Raw genomic sequence first — 6,686 nt, forward strand, 5'->3', positions numbered from 1 at the left:
CGTTTCGGTGCGGTCGGTGCTCAAGATCTAGCGAGAGAAGGGTGACGCCGACCCGCGGGCCACCGCCGTCATCGCGGCGACCGATCGTCGTCGGCCTGCTCACCGAAGGCGCCGAGCAGGGCGGTGCTGCGATTGCCGGCACCTAGCTCACGTGGTCCTACACATCGATCTTCCAGTCAGGTCGCACCTCCCTGGCATCCTCGTCCCCATGGAGGACCTCATCGGCACGCAGGCACCACAGCAACGGATCACGGACCCGGCTGCGGCAGTGCATGCCCTGGAGCGGGCGATCCCCTGCCTCCCCCAGCACCGCCGGCCCGAGCCCGCCGCCGTGGATTGGCCTTTGCTAGAGGAAGGACTGAGCACACGCCTGCCGGCCGACTACAAGCTGCTCGCTGCGCTCTACCCCACTTTTACCCTCGGCGACTTCTTGGTTCTCGGTCTCCCAGAGCCGGGCGCCGAGCAGCACAGGCTGCACGGCATTCGCAGCGACCTAAAGATCGTCGAGGACTGGTGGGAGGCGGACATGTCCATCGGGTTGCGCCCCCACCCCGCTCCTGGAGGCCTGCTTCCCTGGGCCACTTCGAACGGGGGCGATGTCTTTCTCTGGACCACAACCGGCGCCGGACCCGACGACTGGCCGGTCACTGTCGCATCCCGCAACGGCGGCTGGTGGCACTACACAGGCGGGGCGGTCCAGTTCCTGGCCGAACTGATCGACGGCACCCTGCAACCGTGGGAACTGCCGCCACTCCGCCTGAGGTCACCCCACCGCCCCTGACCGAGGGTCTCGTCCCATGCTCTGAGGCGTTCCGCAGTGTCGCCGGTCTGAAATTGAACGATGCGTTGTTCCGTCACGTCTCGGGGACGTCCTTCGGCACACCTACGTCTCAGTTCTCCTGGACGCCGGGGAGAGCATCAAGGCCCTGTCGACCTACCTCGGCCACGCCGACCCGGGATTCACCCTGCGGACCCACACGCACCTCCTGCCGACCAGCGAGGACCGTACGCGCCGGGCCATTGATGCAGCGTTCGGTGAGGACCAGGCTGTCGAGGACGGCCCGGAAGCCGCTGACGGCCTGGCGACGGCATGATCATGGTCCAACAGTCCTCCGGACGACCTGAATCGCAGCCCAGGGCACCTATGCCCGTCACTTGGCGTTGAAGTAGCTCGCCTCCGGGTGGTGCACCACGATGGCGTCCGTCGCCTGCTCCGGCATCAGCTGGAACTCCTCCGACAGCTGCACGCCGATCCGCTCCGCACCCAGCAGCTCCACGATCTTCGCCCGGTCCTCCAGATCCGGGCAGGCCGGGTAGCCGAACGCGTACCGGCAGCCCCGGTAGTCGGTGCGCAGCAGACCCGCCAGGTCCGCCGGGTCGTCGTCGGCCACCGTACGACCGCCGGGCAGGACCAGCTCGGCGCGGATCCGCTGGTGCCAGTACTCCGCGAGGGCCTCGGTGAGCTGCACCGACAGCCCGTGCACCTCGAGGTAGTCGCGGTACTCGTTGCGGGCGAACATCTTCGCCGTGTACTCACTGATCGGCTGCCCCACCGTGACCAGCTGCAACGCCACCACGTCCAGCTCGTCGCCACGCGGCCGGAAGAAGTCGGCCAGGCAGAGCCGCCGCTCCTGCCGCTGCCGCGGGAAGGAGAACCGTGCCCGCTCGGAGTGCCCGTTCTCGTCCAGCACCACCAAGTCGTTGCCCTCGGCGTACGCGGGGAAGTAGCCGTACACCACGGCCGCCTCCAACACCTGGTCGGCGATCAGCCGGTCCAGCCAGTAGCGCAGCCGGGGTCGTCCCTCGGTCTCCACCAGTTCCTCGTAGGACGGGCCCTGCCCGCTGCGGGCGCCCCGCAGGCCCCACTGCCCGAGGAAGGTGGCCCGCTCGTCGAGCAGCGCCGCGTAGTCGGCCAGCGGCACGCCCTTGACCACCCGGGTGCCCAGGAACGGCGGGGCGGGCACCTCCACGTCGGTGGCCACGTCGGACCGCACCGAGGCGTCGTCCAGCTCCGGCAACGACTCGCTGACGATCGCCCGCTGCCGCTCGCGGCGCGCCCGGCGGGCCGCCAGCGCCGCCTCCCGCTCCGCGTCGATGACCGGCGCCCCACCGCGCTTCGCCGTCATCACCCGGTCCATCAGGGACAGCCCCTCGAACGCGTCCCGGGCGTAGTGCACCTGCCCCGGGAACATCGCCCGCAGGTCGTCCTCGACGTACGCCCGGGTCAGCGCCGCCCCGCCCAGCAGCACCGGCCAGCGCTCCGCGACGCCGCGCGACGCCATTTCGGCGAGGTTCTCCTTCATGATCACGGTGCTCTTGACCAGCAGGCCGGACATGCCGATCGCATCGGCCCGGTGCTGCTCGGCGGCCTCCAGGATCGCGTTGATCGGCTGCTTGATGCCGATGTTCACGACCTCGTAGCCGTTGTTGGACAGGATGATGTCCACCAGGTTCTTGCCGATGTCGTGCACGTCACCGCGCACCGTGGCCAGCACGATGCGGCCCTTGCCGCCGTCCTCGGCGGTCTCCATGTGCGGCTCCAGGTACGCCACCGCCGTCTTCATCACCTCGGCGGACTGGAGCACGAACGGCAGCTGCATCTGACCGGAACCGAACAGCTCACCGACGACCTTCATGCCGTCGAGCAGGATGTCGTTGATGATGGACAGCGGGCTGCGCCCCTGCGCCATCGCCGCGTCCAGGTCGGCCTCCAGGCCGTTGCGCTCGCCGTCGATGATCCGCCGCTTGAGCCGCTCCTCCAGCGGCAGCGCGGCCAGCTCCTCCGCCCGCCCGGCCCGCGCCGACGCGGCGTCCACGCCCTCGAAGATCTCGATGAACCTCTGCACCGGGTCGTAGCCCTCGCGGCGCCGGTCGTAGACGAGGTCCAGCGCCGCCTCCCGCTGCTCGTCGGGGATCTTGTTGAACGGCAGGATCTTGCTGGCGTGCACGATGGCGCTGGTCAGGCCGGCCTGCCGGCACTCGTGCAGGAAGACCGAGTTGAGCACCTGCCGGGCGGCCGGGTTCAACCCGAACGAGACGTTGGAGATGCCGAGGGTGAAGTTGACGCCCGGGTAGCGGCGGGCGATCTCCCGGATCGCCTCGATCGTCTCGATGCCGTCGCGCCGGGTCTCCTCCTGGCCGGTGGCGATCGGGAACGTCAGCGCGTCGATCAGGATGTCCGCGCGGTCCATCCCCCACCGCCCGGTGAGGTCGTCGATCAGTCGGCCCGCGACCCGCACCTTCCAGTCGGCGGTGCGCGCCTGCCCCTCCTCGTCGATGAGCAGCGCCACCACTGCGGCGCCGTGCTCCCTGACGATGGGCATCACCCGGGCGTAGCGGGACTCCGGCCCGTCGCCGTCCTCGAAGTTGACCGAGTTGACCACGCACCGGCCGCCGAGCATCTCCAGCCCCGCCTCGACCACCGCCGGCTCGGTCGAGTCCAGCATGATCGGCAGGGTGGAGGCGGTGGCGAAGCGGCCGGCGAGCTCCCGCATGTCCCGGGTGCCGTCGCGGCCGACGTAGTCGACGCAGAGGTCCAGCAGGTGCGAGCCGTCGCGGGCCTGGCTGCGGGCGATCTCCACGCAGGCCCGCCAGTCGCCGGCGAGCATGGCCTCGCGGAACGCCTTGGAGCCGTTGGCGTTGGTCCGCTCCCCCACCATCAGCAGGGAGGCGTCCTGGGCGAACGGCACCGGGTGGTAGACCGACGAGACGCCGGCCTCGTGCCGCGGCTCGCGGGGCGCGGGGCGCGTGCCGTGCAGGCGCTCGGCCAGGACCCGGATGTGCTCGGGGGTGGTGCCGCAGCAGCCGCCGACCAGCGAGACGCCGTACTCGGTGACGAACCGCTCCAGCGCGTCGGCCAGCTCCACCGGGGTCAGCGGGAAGTACGCCCCGTCGGCGGTCAGCACCGGCAGGCCCGCGTTCGGCATCACCGACAGCGGGATCCGGGAGTGCCGGGAGAGGTAGCGCAGGTGCTCGCCCATCTCGGCCGGGCCGGTCGAGCAGTTGAGCCCGATCAGGTCGACCCCCAGCGGCTCGATGGCCGCCAACGCCGCCCCGATCTCGCTGCCCACCAGCATGGTGCCGGTGGTCTCCACCGCGACGTGGCAGATGATCGGAACCGGCCGGCCGAGCCGGGCCATGGCCCGCTTCGAGCCGACCACCGCGGCCTTGACCTGGAGCAGGTCCTGGCAGGTCTCGACGATCAGCGCGTCCGAGCCGCCCTCGATCAGGCCCTCGGCGTTCTCCTGGTACGCGTCGCGCAGCGTCGCGTAGTCGGCGTGCCCGAGGGTGGGCAGCTTGGTGCCCGGACCGATCGAGCCCAGCACGAAGCGGGGCCGCTCCGGGGTGGCGTACGCGTCGGCGGCCTCGCGGGCGAGGCGGGCCCCGGCCTCGGAGAGCTCGCGGATGCGGTGCTGGAGGTCGTACTCACCCAGGTTGGCCAGGTTGGCCCCGAAGGTGTTGGTCTCGACGCAGTCCGCGCCGGCGGCCAGGTACGCCTCGTGCACCCCGCGCACCACGTCCGGCCGGGTGGCGTTGAGGACCTCGTTGCAGCCCTCGTGGCCCTCGAAGTCGTCCAGGGTGAGGTCGGCCGCCTGCAGCATCGTGCCCATGGCGCCGTCGGCGACGAGAATCCGGTCTGCCAGTACGTCGAGCAATGAGGTCCGCACGGGATCAGGTTAGTGCCGTCGCGACCCGATCGATTGCCCCGATCGTGCCTTCCCACATTGTGTCAGCGGGATCACGCTGTCCGGTTCATCGTGGTATGGGCGGCCGTTGCCGGGCACGACCGGCGCGGCCGACGGGCCGCATCCCGCCCCGACACGTAGGCTGGCGGACGTGAAGGACAACAGCTACAGCACCACGCCCGGCGGGCGGACGACCGGGTCCGGTCCCGGCGCCGGCCCCGACGAGCAGGGTGAGGTGACGGCGTGACCGAGTTCGACGGACTGCCGGTGCTGCGGTCCCCCGTGGCGATCGCCGCGTTCGAGGGCTGGAACGACGCCGCCGACGCGTCCACCGCCGCCGTCGAGCACCTGGAGCAGGTCTGGCAGGCCCGGCAGGTCACCGAACTGGACCCGGAGGACTTCTACGACTTCCAGGTCAGTCGCCCGACCATCACCATGGCCGAGGGCGAGACCCGCCGGGTGGAGTGGCCGACGACGCGCTTCATGGTGGCCAGCCCCGAGGGCACCGAGCGGGACGTCGTGCTGATCCGGGGCATCGAGCCGAGCATGCGGTGGCGCACCTTCTGCGAGCAGGTGCTCGAGATCTGCCACAGCCTGGAGGTCGAGCGGGTGGTCGTGCTCGGCGCGCTGCTGGCCGACGTGCCGTACACCCGGCCGCTGCCGATCAGCGGCAGCGCCTCCGACGCGGAGGCCGCCCAGCGCTACCAGCTCACCCCCACCCGTTACGACGGGCCGACCGGGATCGTCGGCGTGCTGCACGACGCCTGCAACAAGGCCGAGGTCGACGCCGTCTCGTTCTGGGTGCACGTGCCGCACTACGCCAACAACCCGCCCTGCCCGAAGGCCACCCTCGCCCTGCTGCACCGCGTCGAGGAGGTGCTCGACCTGCCGGTGCCGATGGCCGACCTGGCCGAGGAGGCCGCCGAGTGGGAGCAGCGGGTGCGCGGCGCCGCCGAGCAGGACGCGGAGCTCGGCGAATACGTGCGCGAGCTGGAGGAACGCGTCGGCGACGCGGGCATCACCCCGCTGACCGGTGACGAGATCGCCCAGGAGTTCGAGAAGTACCTGCGCCGCCGGGGCGGCTCCGCCGGCCCCACCGCCGGCTCCTGGTAACACCCCCCGCCTGCCCCACCGGGCCCCGGACGCATGTCGTCCGGGGCCCGGTGCTTGGCGTGTCCGGGGTGGCGCGGTCACCGCCTCTAGGGCATCCTAGGAACCTAGTTGCGATCGAGGAGGCGGGCATGCAGATCAACCCGGGGGCGGCCGAGTTCCCGCACCGGCAGATCGCCGCGCAGCTCAAGACCCAGATCCGCCGCGGCGACTGGGGGCCGGGCGAGCGGCTGCCGTCCATCCCGGCCATCGCCGAGATGTTCGGCGTCGCGAAGCAGACCGTGCAGCGCGCCGTCGACCAGCTGCGGGTCGAGGGCATCCTGATCACCAAGCCCGGCTCCGGGACGTACGTCCGAGGCACCCGGCGGCGGCTCAACCGGCTCTCCCGGGGCCGGTACGGCGGCTTCCGCGGCTACCACACCGACCTGGCCGCGCGGTACCGGCAGCAGCTCGTCTCGGTCGGCCGCGCCCCCGCCCCGCCGGAGGTGGCCGACGCGTTCGGGGTGGCCGACGGCACGGACCTGCTCTGCCGCCGCCACCTCGTGCGTACCGAGGACTCCCCCGTCGAGGTGGGCGCCTCGTGGTTCCTGCCCGCCGACGCCGCCGGCACCTCGCTGGAGCGCGCCGAGGCGTTCGGTCGCCCGCTCTACCAGGAAGCCGAGGAGGCCACCGGCCGGCGGTACGTCTCGGCCACCGACACCATCAGCGCCCGTCAGCCCAGCCGGGAGGAGGCCGAGATCCTCCAGATCCGCCCCGACACCCCCGTGCTGCACCTGCTGCACGTCGCCTACGACGGCCAGCGCAAGCCGATCGAGGTCGCCCAGGCCACCTGGCCCGGCCCGGTCACCACGCTGACCGAGGAGTACAAGATCCCCGCCCCGGCCCCCGACC

Annotated in this window: 4 protein-coding genes; 3 read left to right on the forward strand and 1 reads right to left on the reverse strand. The window is 71.5% G+C overall.

Annotated elements, in window-relative coordinates:
* Positions 1 to 208 precede the first annotated feature (208 nt).
* Entirely contained in the window at positions 209 to 781 is a 573-nt protein-coding gene (locus ACSNN9_RS16830; protein ID WP_436674198.1) for a hypothetical protein, read from the forward strand.
* 370 nt (positions 782 to 1,151) lie between these two features.
* Here ACSNN9_RS16830 and metH read toward each other — a convergent pair whose 3' ends face one another.
* Positions 1,152 to 4,667 carry a methionine synthase gene (gene metH, locus ACSNN9_RS16835; RefSeq protein ID WP_436674199.1) on the reverse strand — a complete coding sequence of 1,172 codons (3,516 nt, stop codon included), beginning with the start codon at positions 4,665 to 4,667 and terminating at the stop codon, positions 1,152 to 1,154.
* Positions 4,668 to 4,928: 261 nt separating this feature from the next.
* On the opposite strand from metH, the gene ACSNN9_RS16840 reads away from it, so the two are divergent.
* Complete coding sequence (locus ACSNN9_RS16840; RefSeq protein ID WP_436674201.1) at positions 4,929 to 5,798, forward strand: PAC2 family protein; 870 nt, start codon at positions 4,929 to 4,931, stop codon at positions 5,796 to 5,798.
* A gap of 128 nt (positions 5,799 to 5,926) precedes the next feature.
* On the forward strand, positions 5,927 to 6,686 hold a 760-nt coding region (locus ACSNN9_RS16845), incomplete at its 3' end, for a GntR family transcriptional regulator (RefSeq protein WP_436674203.1).

This window comes from Micromonospora sp. URMC 107 (assembly GCF_051386315.1).
GTDB lineage: Bacteria > Actinomycetota > Actinomycetes > Mycobacteriales > Micromonosporaceae > Micromonospora.

Coding starts and splice junctions, on each gene's coding strand:
- ACSNN9_RS16830 (WP_436674198.1), top strand. CDS start 209: ATGGAGGACCTCATCGGCACGCAGGCACCACAGCAACGGATCACGGAC.